Below are 21,519 nucleotides of genomic sequence, written 5' to 3' on the forward strand. Positions count from 1 at the left end.
GCAGGCTAAGGGTACATACGTACCTTTTCCCAGCCGCCTTCGGGCGTTTCACGGCGAAACTCCATCCGGTCATGCAGCCGGAACGGGCGGTCGTGCCAGAATTCGATCGACGTCGGGCGGATGCGGAAGCCCGACCAGTAGCTCGGGCGCGGGATTTCGCCGAGGGCGTGGCGGGCGGTGTACTCGGCAACGGCCTTCTCCAGCGCGAAGCGGCCTTCGAGCGGTCTCGACTGCTTCGAGGCCCAGGCGCCGATGCGGCTGCCGCGCGGCCGGCTCTTGAAGTATTCGTCCGCCTCCTCGTCGGTGACGATCTCGACCGGGCCGCGCACGCGCACCTGCCGACGGAGCGATTTCCAGTGAAAGCACATCGCCGCCTTGCGGGCGCCGAGGATCTCCTCACCCTTCTGGCTTTCGAAATTCGTGTAGAAAACGAAGCCGCGTTCGTCGAAACCCTTGAGCAGAACCATGCGGACATTCGGCAGCCCGTCGGCATCGACGGTCGCGAGCGCAACCGCGTTCGGGTCGTTGATCTCGCTGCCTTCCGCGTCCTTCAGCCATGTGCCAAACAGGGAAAAGGGTTCATTTGATTCGGTGAAGTCACCGCTTGTTAACTCATTCGCCGCCATTATTGCGTTCCAATGCCGTGATGTCTGGCGCGGAAATGCTTCGGGATGAGCCCGACCGGTGTTTCCGCATCGAAAATGTCGGAGCCTGTATGTTGACCTTGTCGAGAAACGTGCGGCTCCAGCGAGTCTGACAGGATTGCCGTGCAAGACATAGCAAAGTGGATCGACGCCAAGAAGGGGTATTCCTTCGCCTTGCTGCGTAGCGCGGCAATTTGCCTGCCGGTCCTGGCGCTGTCCGGCTGCATGGGGGCTGGCCTCGACCTTTTCGGCAGCGGTGTCGACCGCACGGTTTCGACGGGCACCGTTCCCGTCGCCAAGACTTCCGATGGCCTTTCCGACGCAGTGATGGTTCGCAACGCCGTGACATCGGCCGAGCTCAACAGCGGCGCCATCAATCCAATTCCCTGGGCCAATGCGACCTCCGGCAGCGCCGGCGTCATCAGCAGCATCCAGGAAGACCGCGCCAGCGGCATGCTCTGCCGCCGCTTCACAACGACGCGTCATTCTTACGAGGGCATCGCCAAGTTCGACGGCAGCACCTGCCAGGGCGGCGACGGCGCATGGTATCTGACGAGCTTCGGCCCGCGTGCCTGAGCGGCACCCGACCCAAGTCGTTGAAATCGGCGGTTAACCACGTTTCGGCAAATGCGCCCATGGCGGCCCACGATGCCGTCCCAATGGCCGCATGAGCACCCGTGGCTAACCACTATTTAGCAACTTCTCCTGATCATCGGCATTCAACGGACGGGCGACGATGGCGCCTGCAATCGGGGCAAAGGCGGGCGTCAGGGAGCGGCTGCCGATCAGAGAAGATGGTAAAACCATGCGTGATCCCTATGTGATCCTCGGGGTACGGCGCAACGCCGGGCAGGATGAAATCAAGGCCGCCTGGCGTTCGCTGGCAAAGGCCGTGCATCCGGACCACAACCAGGACGATCCCAACGCCGCCGAGCGTTTTGCCGAGGCCGGCAAGGCCTATGAACTCCTGCGCGACCCGAAGCTCAGAAGCCGCTACGATTATGCGCGCCGCGAGGCCGAGCTTCGTCGCATGGAGGCGATGAAGGCAAAGATGCGGCCTCAGGAAGAGGCACCCGTCGACGCCGAGACCGCCGAGGATGCCATTTCACAGATTTTCGGTGCGGAGACCCGCACCAAGTCGGCCCGGCCCTCCCCAAAGCCCACACCCAAGCCAGCGCCCAAGCCGGCTGCGGCGGCGAAGGAGCCGGAGCGCCCGGCCCAGGCTTCCGAAAGCAAGCCGGAACCAACGCCCGAGCCCCAGCAGGAAAGCGCTCTCAAGACCGAGACGCCGCTGATGCAGCGTGCAGCCGCACCGGCAGCCGAGCTTGTAGCGGCGATCGTCCGGCGCATCCGGGGGCGCGCGGCAAAGACGGCCGAGAAAGTACCTGATCTTCCCGTCGATCTCGCCGTCAGCATCGACGACCTGATCAACCGCCAGCGCCTCTCCGTCGAGCTTCCTGACGGCGAAAGCCTGAAGGTGCAGATCCCACCGGGCGCCGTCGACGGTCAGAGCATTCGTCTGGCGGAGCAGGGCTATCGGGTGACCGGCATGACCCGCGGCGACGTCGTCGTCACGCTCAGGGTTGACCAGGGTGGGACGTTCCGCGCCCGCGGCCTTGATCTCATGACCACTTTGCCGGTCGACCTGCAGGGCGCTGTGCTCGGTTGCGAACAGGTGCTCGAAACTCCGGTCGGGCAGGTTACCGTGGTCGTTCCGGCCTGGTCCGGCTCGGACAAGGTCATCCGTCTTGCGGGCAGGGGGATGCCCGGCGCTTACGGTACGCATGGCGACCTGCTGGTCGAATTGCGACTGGTTCTGCCCGAGGCGCCCGACGACAAGATCACCGATTTGATGAAGTCGCAACGCGACGGCCTCTATCTGTGACAGGCCATTTGTGACAGTTCGCTGACACATTGACCCAATATTACGGGGACTAACAGTTCCTGATCTCAGCCGCGCTTGAACCACCCTTGCGGCTATGCCATAGGCAATTCTCGACATTTTGCCGCACCCGTTCTCGTGGGGCGTCTTTGACATTTTTGATCTTTGGCACCGGCGCCCGCCGATGCTGGAATAGTATTGGGGACTTACCATGGCTCAGGCATCCGGTCTGATGAAGGGCAAGCGCGGCGTCATCATGGGCGTTGCAAACAACCGTTCCATCGCATGGGGCATTGCCAAGGCCATCCACGCGCAGGGTGGTGAAGTTGCGTTGACCTATCAGGGCGACGCTCTGAAGAAGCGCGTCGAGCCGCTGCTTGCGGAAATCGACGGCTTCATGGCCGGCCATTGCGACGTCAGCGACGAAGCCTCCATCGATGCCGTCTTCGATACGCTCGAGAAGCAGTGGGGCAAGATCGATTTCGTGGTGCACGCGATCGGCTTTTCCGACAAGGACGAACTGACCGGCCGCTACGTCGATACCTCGGCCGACAACTTCGCCAAGACGATGCAGATCTCGGTCTACTCCTTCACCTCGGTTGCCCGTCGCGCTGAAAAGCTGATGACGGACGGCGGCTCGATGCTGACGCTGACCTATTACGGCGCCGAGAAGGTCATGCCGAACTACAACGTCATGGGTGTCGCCAAGGCTGCGCTCGAAGCAAGCGTCAAGTACCTCGCGGTCGACCTCGGCCCGAAGAACATCCGCGTCAACGCGATTTCCGCCGGCCCGATCAAGACGCTGGCTGCCTCAGGCATCGGCGACTTCCGCTATATCCTCAAGTGGAACGAGTACAACGCGCCGCTGCGCCGCACCGTCACCATCGAGGAAGTCGGCGACGTCGGCCTCTACATGCTTTCGGACCTGTCGCGCTCGGTCACCGGTGAAGTGCACCACGCCGACAGCGGCTACCATGTCGTCGGCATGAAGGCAGTGGACGCGCCCGATATCTCCGTGATCAAGGACTGACCGAACCGCAAAGTCGGATTCGGCAGCCTGCTGCCCGGAGACATGTTGTGCTGATCTATGTGATCCGTCACGGACAGACCGACTGGAACGCCGAAAGCCGGCTCCAGGGGCAAAAGGATATCCCTCTCAATGACTTCGGTCGCCAGCAGGCGACCGGCAACGGCGTCGCGCTTGGAGGCATCCTCGGCGCCGATATCAGGCATTTCGACTTCGTCGCCAGTCCGCTCGGCCGCACCCGCGAGACCATGGAGCGTGTCCGTCGGGCCATGGGGCTCGACCCGGAGGCCTACCGCACCGACGAGCGGCTCAAGGAAGTTTCCTTCGGCGATTGGGAAGGGCACACGCTGCCCGAACTTAAGCGCTCGGCGCCGCAGCGGATCGCCGAACGGCGCGCCGTGAAGTGGGACTTCATTCCCCCCGGTGAGGATGCCGAGAGCTACGAAATCCTGTCCTGGCGCATAGCTGCCTGGCTCAGGGACGTGACGAAGCCGACGGTCTGCGTCAGTCATGGCGGCGTCATTCGTGTGCTGTTCAAGCTTTTCGGGGAAATGGAAGCTGAGGAGGCCGCGACCGCGGCGATCCCGCAGGACCGCCTTCTGCGGATCTCCGGCAACGCCATCGGCTGGGTCTGAAGCCTAGGGCGTAGTTTGGCGCGGTGGCGCGCAATGCGCTTCACATGGATGCCCGCGCGCGGGGCATCCGAGAAACCTGCTTCCAGAAATGTGAAAATCGGCTCGTCCGAACCGTGCAGTGGCCGCTAGGAAAGGCCACGCCTTGTTATTGAACGATTTCGAGGTCGTTGATGACCCTTTTGCCGTCCACTTCCGTGTAGAAGACGAGAACTTTTACGCCGGCCTTCAGGCCTTCGAAATTGAATTCCTCGGGCGCCTGGTAGTTCTTGCCGTCGTCAAGCGACAGGCTCAGCCTATCGGTATCAACACCCGTAATGGTAGCTTCAACGTCGGCGCTTTCGGCCAGGGCGGACAAGGGGGAGAGCAGCCCTGCGGTGGCCATGAGTGCGGCAATAACAAAACGCATTCTTCTTGCCCTCTTCAACGTTTCTGCGAACATTCTTGTCACTCCCTTTGATCCCCGATTGTGGCAAAAATTGCCTTGCGGCGTGGCTTTTGGCCGGACGCCCCGCTTTTTTTGATGGTCTATCCGAACTCTGGAGACTGGACGGCGATACCGTATTTTTCAAGCGGGCAGGGGCCGAACTCCGGATATCGGCGGGGTGGTTTCCCCATGAATTATAGGGTTTGCCAAGGAATCGTGACGAAAGCCAATCTTAAGACTCGCTCGCTACCTTTGGTTGGGGACCGAGGGGAAGAGATTGAAGATCATTGACGTTCTGCGCCAGCGCATTCGGGCCGCCGCCAGATTTGCGAAACCGTCGCTCATTCCGGCGGCGATCGCTGGCCTTGTCGTTTTTACGGGCGGGCATGTCTATGAGCGACAAAATCGCGAGAATTTTCAGAACGACCTTCGGATCGACGTCGAGAACGAACTGAACCTCATTGCCAACCGGCTGCAATCGGAGGTTAATACCAGCATTGCGGCGCTGAACGGTTTTGCCAACAGCATCGGCGTCCACCCGGCCATGACGTCAGACGACTTCACTGTCATGGCGACGAAGCTCCTCCTGCAGAACCCACAGATGGTGCGCGCTTCGGCAGCGCCGGGTGGCGTGGTGCGGATCGCCTTTCCGCGCGAGAGCCAGCAATGGTTCGTCGGCAGCGACTTCAACCGATTCGGCGCGACAAGACACGCCATCGAGCGCGCGTCCTCGACGGTCAGGCCGGTGATGATCGGCCCGATCCGGCTGCCGAGCGGCCGCAATGGTTTCGAACTGTTCCTGCCGGTCTTCTCCAAGATCCAGGGCCGCATGGAGCGTTGGGGCTATGTCGAGGCGATACTCGACGAGAAGGCGCTTTACCGCGCGGCACGCCTGCTCGAATCGGGCGGCGAAGCGCCGGAACTGGCCCGGGATCACCGCCACATCGACGTTCATCTGGCGATCCGCGACATTTCCGAGCCGGAGCGCATACAGGATGCGTTCTACGGCGACGACGCTCTCTTTCGAGCCGCGCCGGTCAAGCGTCGGCTGGAGCTCGCCGGCGGCGTGTGGGAGCTTGCGGCCATGCCGGTCGGCGGATGGAAGCAGCTTCCCGAAAACAGCAGCTTCATCCAGATGGCGATCGTTGCCGCCGTCACGGTGGTGGTCATCCCGATCCTTCTGGCCGGCGGCCTCGTCAACGAGCGACAGCGCAACATCGCCAAGCTGAAGGCTCGGGAAGGGGAGGTGATGACGCTGTCTCATCGCCTGAACCTGGCGCTCGACGCGTCGAAGATCGGGATCTGGGAGATCGACGTCGAGAGCCAGCAGCGCTCCTGGGACGACCGGATGTTTCACCTGCACGGGCTGGAGGCCCATGTGGACGAGCCGACATATGATGAGTGGCGGGCGACGGTGCATCCGGATGATATCGGCATTGCCGCCAACGCGCTCTTCCGCAGCCTGGACGATGGCCTGGAATACCGGTCGCAATATCGCGTCCTCCTGCCCGATGGAACGATGCGCCATATCCGCAATGTCGGATCGAGCTACCGCGGCGCCGACGGACGCGCCAAGGTCACCGGCATCAGTTGGGACGTCAGCGACGACGTGGCGAGAAACGAGCGGCTGAGCGCCGCAAAGGCGCAGGTCGACCAGCAGAACCACGAACTCGAACAGGCGCTGAAGGGGCTCTACGAGCGTGAGCAGGATCTGGAACTGCTGTCGCGCCGGCTCGATCTGGCGCTCGATTCCTATCGCTGCGGCATGTGGGAGGCCGATCTCGACAGCGGCCTGACCTATTGGGACGACCGCATGCACCAGCTTTACGGTCTCGTTTACACCGACGGCATCACCAACGAGGAGACGTGGCTGACTGCGCTTCATCCCGATGACCGCCGGCCTGCGCTCGATGCCGTCAACCGCGCCATCGCGATCGATGAAACCTATGTGCATCAGGCACGCGTGGTGCTGCCGACCGGCGGCGTCCGCCACATCCGCTCGGTCGGCAAGCTGCATGTATCGCCCGATGGTGCGCGCAAGTTCGTGGGCATGGCGCTCGATGTCACCGACGACGTGTTGATGACCGAGCAGCTGCGCGCGGCAAAGGCGATGGCGGACGCGAAAAACGCCGAACTGGAGCAGGCGCGCGTGCGCATCGAGCACAATGCGCTGCACGACCCGCTAACCGGGCTTGGCAACCGCCGCATGCTCGACAAGGCGCTGGAGCGCCTGACGTCGTCGCCCGACGGTGATCGGGAAGACATCGCCATCCTTCATATCGACCTCGATAGGTTCAAGCAGATCAACGATACGCTCGGGCATGCCGCCGGCGACGCCATGCTGGTCCATGCCTCTGAGATCCTCAGAGCGAACACCTCGCCCGGCGATATCATCGCGCGCATCGGCGGCGACGAATTCGTGGTTGCCGTGACCGGGGTTGTCGGAGAGGCTGCACTTGCGCCGCGCTGCGACCGCATCATCGCCGCAATGCGGCAGCCGGTCGACTATAACGGGTTTCCCTGCCGCTTCGGTGTCAGCATCGGTGTCGCGGTCGGAGAAGGCCCGGAAATCGACGCGCGCAAGCTGCTGGTCAACGCCGACATCGCGCTCTATCGCGCCAAGGAAGCTGGCCGAAACCGCTATCAGTTCTTCACCGAGACGTTGCAGGCGGAGGTGGTGACCGCCAAACGCATCGCCGATGAAATTCTCGAAGGCATCGAGCGGGACGAATTCGAGCCCTGGTACCAGCCACAGTTCGACGCGACCTCGCTTGCGCTTTGCGGCGTGGAGGCGCTGGTGCGTTGGAAGCATCCGCGCGAGGGTATCCTGACGCCGGACCGTTTCCTCGGGATCGCCGACGAACTCAACGTCACCGCTGCGCTCGACCGGCTGGTTCTGGAGAAAGCCCTCAAGGACCAGATGCGCTGGGCCGCCGCCGGCGTGCGCGTTCCCAAGATTTCGGTCAACGTCTCGGCCAAGCGGCTTCAGGACGACGATCTGCTGCTTTCGCTTGAAGGCCTGAGCATTGCGCCCGGCCAGATCTGCTTCGAGCTGGTGGAATCGATCTTCCTCGATGAGAGCGACGATATCGTCGCGACCAACATCGAGGGTATCAAGCGACTGGGTATCGACATCGAGGTCGACGATTTCGGTACCGGGCACACCTCGATCGTCAGCCTGTTGAAGATCAAGCCGAAGCGGCTGAAGATCGACCGCCAGCTCGTGGTCCCGGTCTTGAGCGCACGCAGCGAACAGGCGCTGGTTCGCTCGATCATCGAGATCGCACGCTCGCTCAACATCGAGACGGTGGCCGAAGGCGTCGAGACGATGGCGCATGCCGAAATGCTCGGCATCCTCGGCTGCGACGTGCTGCAGGGCTACGCCTTCGCGAGGCCCTTGAGCTCCGAGAAGTTTCTCGCCTTCGCAACCGAGCGGGGTCTGCGCCTGGCATCGTGACCGAGGACGTCGCGCTGGGTCGCAAAAGTCTTTCCCCGTCTTCGGCTTTCCCCGTCTTCGGCTTTCCACGACAGCGCCGCGCGTCTTCTAAGACGCGCTAAGGTCGCTGTAGCACTCTGAAGCGCTGCATAATTTTGTCCTTAAATCGATATCGATTTGAGGAATTATGCAGTAAGAGAGGGCATCCGCGTACAAACGTACGGCCGTTGCTTGCTTAGGGTCGGTTGCCTTCATGTCGCATAACACTTTCGGTCATCTCTTCCGCGTAACCACCTGGGGCGAAAGCCACGGGCCGGCGCTCGGCTGCGTCATCGACGGCTGCCCGCCCGGCATCCGTTTCACCCTCGCCGAGCTCCAGGTCTGGCTCGACAAGCGCAAACCTGGCCAGTCGCGTTTCGTGACGCAGCGCCGCGAGGACGATCTGGTCAAGGTTCTCTCGGGCGTCATGTTCGACGAGGATGGCGAGACGATGATCTCGACCGGAACGCCGATCTCGATGCTGATCGAAAACACCGACCAGCGCTCGAAGGACTATTCCGAGATCGCCAAGCGCTACCGTCCCGGCCACGCCGATTACACCTATGATCTGAAATACGGCATCCGCGACTATCGCGGCGGCGGGCGTTCGTCGGCGCGCGAAACGGCGGCACGTGTGGCTGCTGGCGGTATCGCTCGCAAGGTCGTGCCGGGGCTCGTCGTGCGCGGTGCACTCGTGCAGATCGGCAAGCACAAGATCAACCGCGCCAACTGGGACTGGGCCGAGGTCGAAAACAACCCCTTCTTCGCGCCGGATCCGGAGATCGTGCCGGTCTGGGAAGAATATCTCGATGGCATCCGCAAGTCGGGATCCTCGATCGGTGCCGTCGTCGAAGTGGTGGCCGAGGGCGTGCCCGCCGGCATCGGTGCGCCCATCTATGCCAAGCTCGACCAGGACATCGCCTCGAACCTGATGTCGATCAACGCCGTCAAGGGCGTCGAGATCGGCAACGGCTTCGGTGCGGCCGAAATCACCGGCGAGGAGAATGCCGACGAGATGCGCATCGGTGCCGATGGCAAGCCGGTCTTCCTGTCGAACCATGCTGGCGGTATTCTCGGTGGCATCGCCACCGGCGAGCCCGTAATCGCGCGTTTCGCCATCAAGCCGACCTCGTCGATCCTCACAGAACGGCGCTCGGTCGACAGCGACGGCAACGAGGTCGACGTGCGCACCAAGGGGCGCCACGATCCGTGCGTCGGCATCCGTGCCGTGCCGATCGGCGAGGCGATGCTTGCCTGCACGATCGCGGATCACTACCTGCGTGACCGCGGCCAGACCGGCCGCCTCAAGTAATTCGGCTTCAGCCGGCCCAGACAAATTCGGGAAGAACACCATGTCCTATGATCAGAAGCGTGTCGTCGATGCCATCCGCGCTTTCGAGGCCGGCGAAATCGTCGTCGTCACCGATGACGACGGCCGCGAGAACGAGGGCGACCTGATCGTCGCGGCGGTGCACTGCACGCCGGAAAAGATGGCCTTCATCGTGCGCCACACCTCGGGCATCGTCTGCACGCCGATGCCGCGCGAGGAGGCCAAGCGCCTGAACCTCAACGCCATGGTGGCCGAAAACGATTCCGCCCATACGACGGCCTTCACCGTCTCGGTGGATTTCAAGCACGGCACGACGACCGGCATTTCCGCCGACGACCGCACGCTGACGGTTCGCAACCTCGCCAATCCCAATGTCGGTCCCACGGATTTCGTTCGCCCCGGTCACATCTTTCCGCTGGTCGCGCGCGAAGGCGGCGTTCTCATGCGCTCCGGCCACACGGAAGCCGCCGTCGACCTCTGCAGGCTTGCCAGCCTGCCGCCGATCGGCGTCATCTGCGAACTCGTCAATGACGACGGCACGGTCATGCGCGGGCCGCAGGTGGCGAGCTTCGCCGACACCCATGGCCTGAAGCAGGTTTCCGTCGCCGACCTCATCGCCTACCGCCAGCGCAAGGAAACCCTGATCGAGCATGGCGGTTCCTTCGATATCGAGACGCCCTACGGTGCGGCCAAGGGGCATTCCTATGCGCTGCCCTGGGATCCGATGCAGCATCTCGCCGTCGTCTTCGGCGATATCCGTGACGGCGTCGACATCCCGGTTCGCCTGCATCTCGAAAACGTCGGCGCCGACGTCTTCGGCAAGGACTGCCAGATCGACCGCATCATGAAGCGCATTGCCGACGAGGGCAGGGGGGTCATCGTCTATCTGCGCGAAGGCTCGGTTGGCGTCGGCGTGTCGCAGACGGCGCGCAAAGGCAAGCACGACCGCGAGGCCCACGACGAGGCGCAGGCCCGTGAAAACGAGTGGCTGGAAATCGGCCTCGGCGCGCAGATCCTGAAGGATCTCGGCATCAGTTCCATCAGGCTGCTCGCTTCGCGCGAACGCCACTATGTCGGGCTCGAGGGCTTCGGTATCAACATCGTCGGGACCGATATCATCTAACGACGCGTCGCTTCCGCAATGTATCAAGCCCGGATCATCGATCCGGGCTTTGTCTTTATACTCGCCAACAAAAAAGCCGCGCTCGAAGCGCGGCTCTTTGTTTGTCTTTGAATATGTCGCCGATCAGGGCAGCGCGTCGTAGCCTTCGCCGAAACCCTTGAGGTCGACGGGAATGCCGATGCCTTCCTCGGGCGACTGGAAGACGATGAAGGTCGCGGTTGCGCCGGAGCGGAAGGTCTTCAGGAGTTCGTCCTCGAGCACCACTTCCGCGTAGCAGCCGTCGGAGAAGCAGCGCACGAAATAGGCGCGGCCGATATCCTTGCCGTCGACGTTGAGGCCGAGGCCGTTCGGCAGAAGCACGCCGAGCGGAGCGAGCACGCGCAGGATCTTGGCCTTGCGATCCGCCGTCTTCAGAACGACCACCGAAAGGCCGACTTCCGGCCGGTCTTCGGCGATGACGTTTTGCATCAGCGCGCACTGGTCGGCGGAAGCGCCCGGCGGCTGATCGCAGACGATCGACCACGCGCCATGGTTGGACTTGACCGTGCCGGGTGTTCCGGCGGGCTGCTGGGCCAGGCTCTGGGCCGGGAGAGCGAGAACGGCAAGGCCGAAGGCGGCGAAGGCCGACAGTCGGGAAAAGAGGGGCAGGCCCATGTAAACCTCAAAACGTCGAATCATCAGGGCTATTCTTGAAGTGCGCAGGAATAAATGAAAAGCCCTGCGGGGCACATTCCAGCGCCATATGGCGGAAATTGGGCGGGTTCGGCGCCCTATCCGGCGCGCCGCCGTCAAAGCGCTGTGCAATCGGATCGCCAAGCGCGCAGAACAGCCCCTATAGGTGGTTTCGCCACGGGTTTCGAGGGGTGCCTGTGTGAAAAGCAACGTTTGTGCAAAAATGCCGCATGGGGTTGATTGGTCAGATGTTGCGGCATCGGACAAACTGTGGTTTGAAGCGCAGCAGTATCGCAGGGATTCTGCGTTCCGGTTTGATCCTGATCAAGCGCATTGGGGAGACACATTGTGAAAAACAAGGCTTATGCAGTTCTGGCAGCGCTTGCCTGTCTGCTTTTTGCTTCGAGCGCCTTTGCTGACAAGCCTGTCGAATGGCAGACGAACTTTCAGTCGGCCGCTACGGGCATCATGGAAGAAATCACGTGGTTTGAACATTATACCCTGTGGTTCATCATTCCGATTACACTTTTCGTTCTCCTCCTATTGATCATCGTTGTGATCAAGTTCCGCGAAAGCGCGAACCCGGTTCCGTCCAAGACCAGCCACAACACCGCGATCGAAGTCGTCTGGACCGTCGGTCCGGTCGTCATCCTTCTCTTCCTCGCGATCCCGTCCTTCCAGCTCCTGACCGCGCAGCTGACGCCGCCGGCCAATCCGGACCTGACGCTCAAGGCGACCGGCAACCAGTGGTACTGGTCCTACGAGTATGAAGTCGGCGAAAGCCCGCTCACCTTCGACAGCATCATGATGAAGGAAGAAGACCGCGCGACGCTCGGCAAGGAAGACAAGAAAGAATATCCGCGCCTGCTCGCCGTCGACAACGAAGTCGTCGTGCCGGTCGGCAAGACGGTTCGCGTTCTCGTCACCGCTGCTGACGTGATCCATGCATTTGCAATGCCTGCCTTTGGCGTGAAGATCGATGCCGTTCCCGGCCGCCTGAACGAAACCTGGTTCAAGGCCGAGCGCGAAGGTCTTTACTACGGCCAGTGTTCCGAGCTCTGCGGTAAGGACCACGCTTACATGCCGATCGCCATCCGCGTGGTTTCGCAGGAAAAATACGACACCTGGCTCGCAGCCGCCGCAACGAATGTTGGCGATGCGAACAAGGCGCTCATGGCGTCCATCGACTCGGCCAAGACCGTCGACGTCGCCGCTAACGCCGCACAGTAATCGGAAGGGGAGCTCGACCCATGGCTGGAACAGCCGTTCATCAAGACCAACGCCATGATCACTCCGATCATGGCCACGCAGACCATGCGCACAAGCCTTTGAGCTTCTTCCAGCGCTGGTTCCTGTCGACCAACCACAAGGACATCGGTACGCTCTACCTGATCTTCGCGATCTTCGCGGGCATCATCGGTGGCACGCTGTCCATCTTCATGCGCGCCGAGCTGCAGGAGCCGGGCATCCAGATCTTCCACGGTCTGGCGCAGATGGTTTACGGCTTCGAGGGCGATGCTGCCATCGACGGCGGCAAGCACATGTTCAACGTGTTCACGACCGCGCACGCGCTCATCATGATCTTCTTCATGGTCATGCCGGCGCTGATCGGCGGCTTCGCCAACTGGATGGTTCCGATCATGATCGGTGCGCCGGACATGGCGTTCCCGCGCATGAACAACATCTCCTTCTGGCTGATCATTCCGGCCTTCCTGCTCGTGCTACTTTCGATGTTCGTCGAAGGTCCGGCCGGTGCCTATGGTGCAGGGGGAGGGTGGACGATCTATCCGCCATTCTCGACATCGGGCATGCCAGGACCGGCGATGGACTTCGTCATCCTCGGCCTGCACATTGCCGGCGCGTCCTCGATCCTCGGTGCGATCAACTTCATCACCACGATCCTGAACATGCGCGCTCCGGGCATGACGCTGCACAAGATGCCGCTCTTTGCCTGGTCGGTTCTGATCACCGCGTTCCTGCTTCTGCTCTCGCTGCCGGTTCTGGCAGGCGGCATCACCATGCTGCTCACCGACCGCAACTTCGGCACGGCCTTCTTCGCGCCTGAAGGCGGCGGCGACCCGATCCTGTTCCAGCACCTGTTCTGGTTCTTCGGTCACCCGGAAGTGTACATCCTGATCCTGCCGGGCTTCGGCATCGTCAGCCACATCGTTTCCACCTTCTCGCGCAAGCCGATCTTCGGCTACCTCGGCATGGCCTACGCCATGGTCGCGATCGGCGCCGTCGGCTTCATCGTGTGGGCTCACCACATGTACACCGTCGGCATGTCGCTCGACACGCAGCGCTACTTCGTCTTCGCGACGATGGTCATCGCTGTTCCGACCGGTGTTAAGATCTTCTCGTGGATCGCGACGATGTGGGGTGGTTCGATCCGCTTCACGACCCCGATGGTCTGGGCGATCGGCTTCATCTTCCTGTTCACCGTCGGTGGCGTTACGGGCGTTCAGCTCGCCAACGCCGGCCTCGACCGCTCGCTGCACGACACCTACTACGTGGTTGCTCACTTCCACTACGTTCTGTCGCTCGGCGCCGTCTTCGCAATCTTCGCGGCTTGGTACTACTGGTTCCCGAAGATGACCGGCTACATGTACTCCGAGTTCGTCGGCAAGCTGCACTTCTGGGTCATGTTCATCGGCGTGAACCTGATCTTCTTCCCGCAGCACTTCCTCGGCCTCGCAGGCATGCCGCGCCGTTACATCGACTATCCGGATGCCTATGCCGGCTGGAACATGGTTTCGTCCTACGGCTCCTACGTCGCAGCCGTCGGTGTCCTGATCTTCCTCTTCGGCGTCTTCGAAGCCTTCGCCAAGAAGCGCGTCGCTGGCGACAATCCGTGGGGCGAGGGTGCGAACACTCTGGAATGGCAGCTGTCTTCGCCGCCGCCGTTCCACCAGTGGGAACAGCTCCCGCGCATCAAGTGACGGGCAACGAACAGAAGCCGCCGTTTCCGGCGGCTTCACCCCGCCGGGAAACCGGCGACACACGGCCCTTGCGGCCGGGACTTTTGCAGGGACAAGACATGACGGTCATCGACAATCACGAAGCAGTCGGCATGGAAGGCGTACCGCGCCTGTCCGAAGCCTCTGCGCGCGATTACTTCGAGCTTCTGAAGCCGCGTGTCATGTCCCTGGTCGTCTTCACGGCGTTCGCCGGGCTGGTGCTCGCACCAGGACATATCAATCCTTTCATCGGTTTCATCGCCATCCTGTGCATCGCCGTCGGCGCTGGCGCCTCGGGCGCGCTGAACATGTGGTATGACGCCGACATCGACGCGGTCATGACCCGTACCGCCAAGCGCCCGATCCCGGCCGGCAAGATCCTGCCGCAGGAAGCGCTGGCTTTCGGTCTGACGCTGTCTGCCTTTTCTGTGATGATCCTCGGGCTCGCCGTCAATTGGCTCGCAGCCGGGTTGCTCGCCTTCACCATTTTCTTCTACGTGGTCATCTACACGATGTGGCTGAAGCGTTCGACGCCGCAGAACATCGTCATCGGCGGTGCTGCCGGCGCTTTCCCGCCGATGATCGGCTGGGCCTGCGTGACCGGCGCCGTATCGGTCGAAAGCATCGTTCTCTTCCTCATCACCTTCCTATGGACCCCGGCGCACTTCTGGGCGCTCGCGCTCTTCAAGATGGGCGACTACGGCGCCGTCGGCGTGCCGATGATGCCGAATGTCTGCGGCCAGGCGACCACCAAGAAGCAGATCGTCATCTACGCCGTGCTGACCGCACTGATCGGCATCTGTCCCACCTTGCTCGGTTTTGCGAGCATCGGTTACGGCGCAGTCGCAGCGGCTCTCGGCCTCGGCTTCGTGTGGTACTCGATCGGCGTCTTGCGCATGCCGGAGACGGACGAGCGCATGCTGCCGGCCAAGAAACTCTTTGCCTTCTCGATCATGTATCTTTTCGTGATCTTCTCCGCCCTGATGGCGGACCACCTGATCGTCAATATCTGGCTGAATGCCGGGAGTATTGCCTGATGGAAACCGTCAAGCTCACTGATGCCCAGAAGAAATCGCGCCGCGGCCGCAACATCGCGCTCGGCTTCGTCCTCTTCGGTCTCGTCGTCCTGTTCTACATCGTCACGCTGATCAAGTTCGGCAACGGCATGGTCAACTGAGGCGGGATGGCATGACGAATTCACCGCAGACCACAAGCTCGCAGCGCTCCAACCGCGTCGTCGTGGGCACTTGCCTGGCCTTCGTTGGCGGCATGGTCGGCATGGCCTATGCGGCCGTGCCGCTTTACGACATGTTCTGCCGCGTCACCGGCTACAACGGCACGACGCAGCGCGTCGAGCAGGCGTCCGACGTCATCCTGGACGAGAAGGTGAAGGTCACCTTCGACGCGAACACCTCGGGCGGCCTGCCCTGGGAGTTCAAGCCGGTCCAGCGCGACATCGACATCCGCATCGGTGAAACGGTGCAGGTGATGTACAAGGCGAAGAACCTGTCGTCGAAGCCGACGACGGGTCAGGCGACGTTCAACGTCACGCCGATGCAGGCGGGCGCCTACTTCAACAAGGTACAGTGCTTCTGCTTCACCGAGACGACCTTGCAGCCGGGAGAGGAGATGGAGATGCCAGTGGTATTCTTCGTCGATCCGGACATGGTCAAGGCGGTGGAGACCAAGGACATCAAGACGTTGACGCTTTCCTACACCTTCTATCCGCGCGAACCGTCTAAGCCGGTCGCGCAGGTGAAGACGGAAGAGAACAAACTTTGAATGGAGGTCCTTTTCGGCTATGCCGGAAGGGCGACGAGAGAGAGACATTTCGGGGATTACTGACATGGCCGGTGCGCATCAGAAGAATCACGACTACCACATCATTGACCCAAGCCCCTGGCCGCTGCTTGCCTCGATCGGCGCCTTTGTCATGGCGTTCGGCGGCATCTGCTACATGCGCTATCTGTCGGGCAGCTCGCTGAAGATCTTCGGCCTCGAGTTCGCAAACGTCTGGATCCTGCTCGCAGGCCTCATCATCGTTCTCTACACCATGTACGGCTGGTGGTCGGACACCGTGAAGGAAGCGCATGAGGGTCACCACACCCGCGTCGTTGCCTTGCACCTGCGCTACGGCATGATCATGTTCATCGCTTCGGAAGTGATGTTCTTCGTCGCCTGGTTCTGGGCTTATTTCGATGCCAGCCTGTTCCCGGGCGAAGCCATCCAGGCAACCCGCACCGCCTTCACCGGCGGCGTCTGGCCGCCGAAGGGCATCGAGGTTCTCGATCCCTGGCACCTGCCGCTCTACAACACCGTCATCCTGCTTCTTTCCGGCACGACGGTGACCTGGGCGCACCACGCGCTGCTGCACAACGACCGCAAGGGCCTGGTCAACGGTCTGGCGCTGACGGTCGCGCTCGGCGTGCTGTTCTCCTACGTCCAGGCTTACGAATATGCTCACGCTCCGTTCGCCTTCAAGGACTCGATCTACGGCGCGACCTTCTTCATGGCGACCGGCTTCCACGGCTTCCACGTCCTGGTCGGCACGATCTTCCTGCTCGTCTGCCTGATCCGTGCGCTGCGTGGCGATTTCACCCCGAAGCAGCACTTCGGTTTCGAGGCGGCCGCCTGGTACTGGCACTTCGTTGACGTCGTCTGGCTGTTCCTCTTCTTCTCCATCTACATCTGGGGTGGTTGGGGCGCGCCTGTCGCTCACATGTAAGCGAATAAAGCCTACGCTCGTTTCGACAAGGCGGTTGCAGTCATGCAGCCGCCTTGTTCTTTTGGTGGTGTGCCCACAGGACGGCTCGAGGGGTGACGGAAATGAGGTTGGGCTTGGTGGCGGCGGCGCTTTTGGTATCCGGCTGTTTGCCGGCCGCGGCCGCCGACAACGCGGACAAAGTGGTCGTGCACAAGGAACGGCGGCTGTTGCAGCTCTTCCAAGGGGACCAGGTGATCCGTGAATACACGGTTGCGCTCGGCGGCAACCCCATTGGCCACAAGCGCCAGGAGGGGGACCAGAAGACGCCGGAAGGGCTCTATTCGCTCGACTGGCGCAACCCCGGCAGCGGCTACTACAAGTCCATTCACGTCTCCTATCCGGCGCCGGCCGATGTCTCGGCCGCCGCCGCAAGCGGCGTCGATCCCGGCGGCATGATCATGATCCATGGCCAGCCCAATTATTTCGGCTGGCTGGCCTTTTTGACGCAGCGCTTCGATTGGACGAATGGCTGCATTGCCGTTACCAATGCCGAAATGGAAGAAATCTGGGCCATGGTGCCCAACAACACGCCAATCGAGATCAAGCCGTGAGTGAAGACAAGGCACATTTCCCGCCGGTTGACCCGGTAATGACCGGGATCAAGGGGCTTTGCCCGCGCTGCGGCCAGGGCAAGCTTTTCGACGGGTTTCTGAAGGTCAAGCCGTCCTGTGCGAGCTGTGATCTCGACTACAAGTTCGCCGATGCCGGCGATGGCCCTGTCGTGTTCGTGATCCTGATCGTCGGCTTCATTGTCGTCGGCGCGGCGCTTTGGGCTGAGGTCAACTTCAACCCACCGCTCTGGCTACACTTCATCCTGTGGATCCCGCTTGCGGTGATCTTCAGCCTCGGCCTGACGCGGATGCTCAAGGGCATCCTGATCAACCTGCAATTCCGCAACAATGCGCGTCCGGGCGAGATCGACCGTGGCTGAGATCGCGACCAGGAAAAAGAGCGGCCTGATCGGTCGCATCGGCACGTTGCTGCTGCTCGTCGCGACATTTGCCATTCTCGTCTCGCTCGGCACCTGGCAGATGCAGCGGCTGCAGTGGAAGGAAGGCCTGCTTTCGGCCATGGCCGAGCGCAGGTCTGCACCACCGGCGACACTTGCCGAGATCGAGAAGATCCTCGCCGATGGCGGCGACATCGACTACCGCACCGTCACGGTGACTGGCGGGTTCGACCATAGCAAGGAGCGGCATTTCTTCGCGACTTTCAATGGCCGCACCGGCTATTACGTCTTCACGCCGCTACGGTTGGACGACGGCCGCTTTCTCTTCGTCAATCGCGGTTTCGTGCCTTTCGAGCAGAAGGATTCCTCGACCCGGCTTGCCGGCGAGCTTCCCGCCTTCGTCGGCATTCATGGTCTTGCAAGGCCGAAGCTTGACGGAAAGCCGTCGTCGCTCGTTCCGGACAACGATCTCGCCAAGAACATCTTCTACTGGAAGGACCTCGACACGATGGCGTCTTCGGTCGGCCTTCCCGCCGACAAGGTCGTGCCGTTGTTCGTCGATGCCGATGCGACGCCCAATCCGGGCGGTCTGCCGATTGGCGGTGTGACCCAGTTCGACCTGCCCAACAACCACCTGCAATATGCGCTGACGTGGTATGGGCTGGCAGCGGCTCTGGTGCTGGTCAGCGGCATCTATGCAATGCGGCGCGGGCGATAGCCGCGGGTTTACCGTCATGCTAACCGTGCGTGACGAACGGCAGCGGAGGCAACGTGACGATCATCGCGAACACACTGATTGCTTTGACCGGCTTGCTGCATATCGGTTTCCTGGTGCTGGAAATGTTCCTTTGGACCGGGCCGAAGGGAAGGGCCGTGTTCCGCATGACGGCCGAGCAGGCCGAGACGACACGGGTGCTCGCGGCCAACCAGGGGCTCTACAACGGCTTTCTCGCCGCCGGCCTGTTCTGGTCGTTGGTCCAGGCGGAAGCCGCCTTTGCCATCCAGCTGAAGGTGTTCTTCCTTGTGTGCGTGGTCGTTGCCGCTATATATGGCGCGTGGTCGGTCAAGCCGCGTATCCTCCTCATCCAGGGCGGCCCGGCGATCGCAGCGCTCGTTTTCCTCCTAATGGCATCCTGATCCATGGCATCATCAGCGGCAGAAAAATCCCCGATCACCATCCGCCTTTGCGGCCCGCGCGGCTTCTGCGCCGGCGTCGACCGCGCGATCCAGATCGTCGTCTTGGCGCTGAAGGAATTCGGCGCGCCGGTCTATGTCCGCCATGAGATCGTCCACAATCGATACGTCGTCGAAGGTCTCGAAGCCAAGGGTGCGATCTTCGTTGAAGAGCTCGACGAGATCCCGCCGGAACACCGCAAGCAGCCGGTCGTCTTTTCGGCGCACGGTGTGCCGAAGTCGGTGCCCGCCGACGCGGATGCCCGCAACCTGTTCTATCTCGACGCCACCTGTCCACTGGTCTCCAAGGTCCACAAGCAGGCCATGCGCCACAATCGCCTCGGTCGCCACGTCGTCCTGATCGGTCATGCCGGCCATCCCGAAGTGATCGGCACCATGGGCCAATTGCCGGAAGGAACGGTATCGCTGGTCGAGACCGTCGAGGATGCCGACGTCTACCAGCCGCCGGACCCGGACAACCTCGGTTTCGTCACCCAGACGACGCTGTCGGTCGACGACACCGCCGGCGTCATCAAGCGGCTGCACGAGCGTTTTCCGAACCTCACGGCGCCCGCCGCCGATTCGATCTGCTACGCCACCACCAACCGCCAGGAAGCGGTGAAGCAGGCAGCCCCCGGCTGCGACCTGTTCCTCGTCGTCGGTGCGCCCAACTCGTCCAATTCCAAGCGCCTCGTAGAAGTGGCGCTGAGAGCCGGCGCGAAAAAATCCGTGTTGGTCCAGCGGGCGTCGGAAATCGACTGGGATGAAATCGGCGATATCTCTACGGTGGGCCTGTCGGCCGGTGCGTCTGCGCCGGAAGTGATCGTCAACGAGATCATCGAGGCGTTTCGCGAACGCTACGAAGCTTCCGTGGAACTCGCCGATACGGTCGAGGAAAACGAGAACTTCCTCGTCAACCGCGAGATCCGCCACGTGCCGCTGACGGCTGCCGACATGGCCTTCGTCAACGGCGAATAAGCCGCATTTCCTGCCCGCATTTTCTTGAGAGTGGACACCCTTGGCCGTTTACACCGATATCACGGAAGACGATCTCGCCCGTTTTCTCACCGCCTATGACGTCGGCCAGCTGACCTCCTACAAGGGGATCGCCGAGGGCGTCGAGAACTCCAATTTCCTGCTGCACACGACCAAGGGCTCCTACATCCTCACGCTCTACGAAAAGCGCGTGAATGCCGGCGACCTGCCGTTCTTCCTGGGCCTCATGCATCATCTGGCCGAGCGTGGTCTGTCCTGCCCGCTGCCGCTACCACGTTCCGACGGCGAGCTGCTCGGCGAGCTCTCGGGTCGTCCTGCCGCCGTCATCTCCTTCCTTGAAGGCATGTGGCTGAGAAAGCCCGAAGCCAGGCACTGCCACGAAGTGGGCAAGGCGCTGGCGGCCATGCATGTCGCCGGCGAGGGTTTTGCGCTGAAGCGCACCAATGCGCTTTCGGTCGGCGGCTGGCGGCCGCTCTGGGTCAATTCCGAAGCGCGCGCCGACGAGGTTCAGGCCGGTCTCAAGGACGAGATCTCGGCCGAGCTCGAACATCTGGAGCGCCAGTGGCCGAAATCGCTGCCGGAAGGCGTCATCCACGCCGATCTCTTCCCGGACAACGTCTTCTTCCTCGGCGACCAGCTGTCCGGGCTCATCGACTTCTACTTCGCCTGCAACGACTATCTCGCCTATGACGTCGCCGTATGCCTCAATTCCTGGTGCTTCGAGAAGAACGGCTCCTATAACATCACCAAGGGCATGGCGATGCTTTCGGGCTACGAGAGCGTGCGCAAGCTGACACCGGCCGAGGTCGACGCCCTGCCGCTGCTTTGCCGCGGCTCGGCGCTGCGCTTTTTCCTGACGCGGCTCTACGACTGGCTGATGACGCCGGCCGGCGCGCTCGTGGTCAAGAAGGATCCGCTCGAATATCTGACGAAGATCCGCTTCCACCGCGCGATTGCGTCCAGCGCCGAATACGGCCTGCGCCGCGACGGGGGCCAGGCATGAAACATATCGACATCTTCACCGACGGCGCCTGTTCGGGCAATCCTGGACCGGGCGGCTGGGGCGCTGTGCTGCGCTATGGCGAGGTGGAAAAGGAACTCTCCGGCGGTGAGGCCGAAACCACCAACAACCGCATGGAACTGCTGGCGGCGATCTCGGCGCTCGACGCGCTGAAGAGCGCCTGCGAGGTCGATCTCTACACCGACAGCAAGTATGTGATGGACGGCATCTCCAAGTGGATCCACGGCTGGAAGAAGAACGGCTGGAAGACCGCGGACAAGAAGCCGGTGAAGAACGGCGAGCTCTGGCAGCGGCTGGACGAGGCCAACCGGCGGCACAAGGTGACCTGGCACTGGGTCAAGGGCCATGCCGGCCATCCGGAGAACGAGCGCGCAGACGAACTCGCGCGCAAGGGCATGGAACCCTACAAGAAGAAACGTGGTTTGGGCTCGCTTCTGGTGAAATGAA

The 21,519-nt window shown here is 62.0% G+C and carries 23 protein-coding genes; 20 read left to right on the forward strand and 3 right to left on the reverse strand.

Annotated features, from left to right (window positions below; genetic code table 11):
* Nucleotides 1-5: 5 nt before the first annotated feature.
* On the reverse strand, nucleotides 6-626 hold the full coding sequence (gene pdxH / locus L981_RS19470) for a pyridoxamine 5'-phosphate oxidase (protein WP_043619841.1): 621 nt from the start codon (nucleotides 624-626) through the stop codon (nucleotides 6-8).
* Between the two features lie 141 nt (nucleotides 627-767).
* On the opposite strand from pdxH, the gene L981_RS19475 reads away from it, so the two are divergent.
* The 4 genes from L981_RS19475 to L981_RS19490 all read left to right on the forward strand — a co-directional run bounded on the left by L981_RS19475 (nucleotide 768) and on the right by L981_RS19490 (nucleotide 4,188).
* Complete coding sequence (locus L981_RS19475; RefSeq protein WP_034801195.1) at nucleotides 768-1,220, forward strand: RT0821/Lpp0805 family surface protein; 453 nt, start codon at nucleotides 768-770, stop codon at nucleotides 1,218-1,220.
* 229 nt (nucleotides 1,221-1,449) lie between these two features.
* On the forward strand, nucleotides 1,450-2,529 hold the full coding sequence (locus L981_RS19480; RefSeq protein ID WP_043619843.1) for a DnaJ C-terminal domain-containing protein: 1,080 nt from the start codon (nucleotides 1,450-1,452) through the stop codon (nucleotides 2,527-2,529).
* A 208-nt stretch (nucleotides 2,530-2,737) separates the two neighbouring features.
* The gene (gene fabI, locus L981_RS19485) at nucleotides 2,738-3,556 is read left to right on the forward strand and encodes an enoyl-ACP reductase FabI (RefSeq protein ID WP_043619845.1); all 819 of its coding nucleotides are present in this window, start codon (nucleotides 2,738-2,740) and stop codon (nucleotides 3,554-3,556) included.
* A 47-nt stretch (nucleotides 3,557-3,603) separates the two neighbouring features.
* The gene (locus tag L981_RS19490) at nucleotides 3,604-4,188 is read left to right on the forward strand and encodes a histidine phosphatase family protein (protein WP_043619847.1); all 585 of its coding nucleotides are present in this window, start codon (nucleotides 3,604-3,606) and stop codon (nucleotides 4,186-4,188) included.
* A gap of 145 nt (nucleotides 4,189-4,333) precedes the next feature.
* Here L981_RS19490 and L981_RS19495 read toward each other — a convergent pair whose 3' ends face one another.
* The gene (locus L981_RS19495; RefSeq protein WP_043619849.1) at nucleotides 4,334-4,594 is read right to left on the reverse strand and encodes a DUF1344 domain-containing protein; all 261 of its coding nucleotides are present in this window, start codon (nucleotides 4,592-4,594) and stop codon (nucleotides 4,334-4,336) included.
* A 295-nt stretch (nucleotides 4,595-4,889) separates the two neighbouring features.
* Here L981_RS19495 and L981_RS19500 point away from each other — a divergent pair, with 295 nt between their 5' ends.
* The 3 genes from L981_RS19500 (at nucleotide 4,890) to ribB (ending at nucleotide 10,540) form a co-directional block, all read left to right on the forward strand.
* Complete coding sequence (locus L981_RS19500) at nucleotides 4,890-8,069, forward strand: EAL domain-containing protein (RefSeq protein WP_052201891.1); 3,180 nt, start codon at nucleotides 4,890-4,892, stop codon at nucleotides 8,067-8,069.
* A gap of 232 nt (nucleotides 8,070-8,301) precedes the next feature.
* Nucleotides 8,302-9,399: a chorismate synthase gene (aroC, locus tag L981_RS19505; RefSeq protein WP_043619852.1), complete on the forward strand. Its 1,098-nt coding sequence runs from the start codon at nucleotides 8,302-8,304 to the stop codon at nucleotides 9,397-9,399.
* A 40-nt stretch (nucleotides 9,400-9,439) separates the two neighbouring features.
* Nucleotides 9,440-10,540: a 3,4-dihydroxy-2-butanone-4-phosphate synthase gene (gene ribB / locus L981_RS19510; protein ID WP_043619854.1), complete on the forward strand. Its 1,101-nt coding sequence runs from the start codon at nucleotides 9,440-9,442 to the stop codon at nucleotides 10,538-10,540.
* Nucleotides 10,541-10,663: 123 nt separating this feature from the next.
* Here ribB and L981_RS19515 read toward each other — a convergent pair whose 3' ends face one another.
* Nucleotides 10,664-11,194 (reverse strand): invasion associated locus B family protein, encoded by a 531-nt coding sequence (locus tag L981_RS19515; RefSeq protein WP_034801218.1) that lies wholly within the window; start codon nucleotides 11,192-11,194, stop codon nucleotides 10,664-10,666.
* A 366-nt stretch (nucleotides 11,195-11,560) separates the two neighbouring features.
* On the opposite strand from L981_RS19515, the gene coxB reads away from it, so the two are divergent.
* From coxB to rnhA, 13 genes are all read left to right on the forward strand, one after another.
* Nucleotides 11,561-12,442: a cytochrome c oxidase subunit II gene (coxB, locus tag L981_RS19520; RefSeq protein ID WP_043619856.1), complete on the forward strand. Its 882-nt coding sequence runs from the start codon at nucleotides 11,561-11,563 to the stop codon at nucleotides 12,440-12,442.
* A 20-nt stretch (nucleotides 12,443-12,462) separates the two neighbouring features.
* Nucleotides 12,463-14,151 carry a cytochrome c oxidase subunit I gene (gene ctaD / locus L981_RS19525; protein WP_043619858.1) on the forward strand — a complete coding sequence of 563 codons (1,689 nt, stop codon included), beginning with the start codon at nucleotides 12,463-12,465 and terminating at the stop codon, nucleotides 14,149-14,151.
* A 98-nt stretch (nucleotides 14,152-14,249) separates the two neighbouring features.
* Nucleotides 14,250-15,206, forward strand: a complete 957-nt coding sequence (locus L981_RS19530) for a heme o synthase (protein WP_043619860.1) — start codon at nucleotides 14,250-14,252, stop codon at nucleotides 15,204-15,206.
* Complete coding sequence (locus L981_RS34615; protein ID WP_043619862.1) at nucleotides 15,206-15,346, forward strand: hypothetical protein; 141 nt, start codon at nucleotides 15,206-15,208, stop codon at nucleotides 15,344-15,346. Before L981_RS19530 ends, L981_RS34615 begins: the two co-directional genes overlap by 1 nt.
* Before the next feature lie 11 nt (nucleotides 15,347-15,357).
* Nucleotides 15,358-15,951, forward strand: coding sequence for a cytochrome c oxidase assembly protein (locus L981_RS19540; protein ID WP_043619864.1), 594 nt, complete (start codon nucleotides 15,358-15,360; stop codon nucleotides 15,949-15,951).
* A 64-nt stretch (nucleotides 15,952-16,015) separates the two neighbouring features.
* Entirely contained in the window at nucleotides 16,016-16,894 is an 879-nt protein-coding gene (locus tag L981_RS19545) for a cytochrome c oxidase subunit 3 (RefSeq protein ID WP_043619866.1), read from the forward strand.
* Nucleotides 16,895-16,995: 101 nt separating this feature from the next.
* Nucleotides 16,996-17,484, forward strand: coding sequence for a murein L,D-transpeptidase family protein (locus tag L981_RS19550; RefSeq protein WP_043619868.1), 489 nt, complete (start codon nucleotides 16,996-16,998; stop codon nucleotides 17,482-17,484).
* The gene (locus tag L981_RS19555; protein ID WP_043619869.1) at nucleotides 17,481-17,864 is read left to right on the forward strand and encodes a DUF983 domain-containing protein; all 384 of its coding nucleotides are present in this window, start codon (nucleotides 17,481-17,483) and stop codon (nucleotides 17,862-17,864) included. Before L981_RS19550 ends, L981_RS19555 begins: the two co-directional genes overlap by 4 nt.
* Nucleotides 17,833-18,600: an SURF1 family protein gene (locus L981_RS19560; RefSeq protein ID WP_043619871.1), complete on the forward strand. Its 768-nt coding sequence runs from the start codon at nucleotides 17,833-17,835 to the stop codon at nucleotides 18,598-18,600. Before L981_RS19555 ends, L981_RS19560 begins: the two co-directional genes overlap by 32 nt.
* Nucleotides 18,601-18,653: 53 nt before the next feature.
* A complete protein-coding gene (locus L981_RS19565) occupies nucleotides 18,654-19,019 on the forward strand; it encodes a DUF1304 domain-containing protein (RefSeq protein WP_043619925.1) in 366 nt (121 codons plus the stop codon).
* Between the two features lie 3 nt (nucleotides 19,020-19,022).
* Entirely contained in the window at nucleotides 19,023-20,033 is a 1,011-nt protein-coding gene (gene ispH, locus L981_RS19570; protein WP_043619873.1) for a 4-hydroxy-3-methylbut-2-enyl diphosphate reductase, read from the forward strand.
* 40 nt (nucleotides 20,034-20,073) lie between these two features.
* Nucleotides 20,074-21,054, forward strand: coding sequence for a homoserine kinase (locus L981_RS19575; protein WP_043619875.1), 981 nt, complete (start codon nucleotides 20,074-20,076; stop codon nucleotides 21,052-21,054).
* Nucleotides 21,051-21,518 (forward strand): ribonuclease HI, encoded by a 468-nt coding sequence (rnhA, locus tag L981_RS19580; RefSeq protein ID WP_043619877.1) that lies wholly within the window; start codon nucleotides 21,051-21,053, stop codon nucleotides 21,516-21,518. Before L981_RS19575 ends, rnhA begins: the two co-directional genes overlap by 4 nt.
* Nucleotide 21,519: the final 1 nt, after the last annotated feature.

This window comes from Ensifer sp. ZNC0028, from assembly GCF_000799055.1.
Lineage (GTDB): Bacteria > Pseudomonadota > Alphaproteobacteria > Rhizobiales > Rhizobiaceae > Ensifer.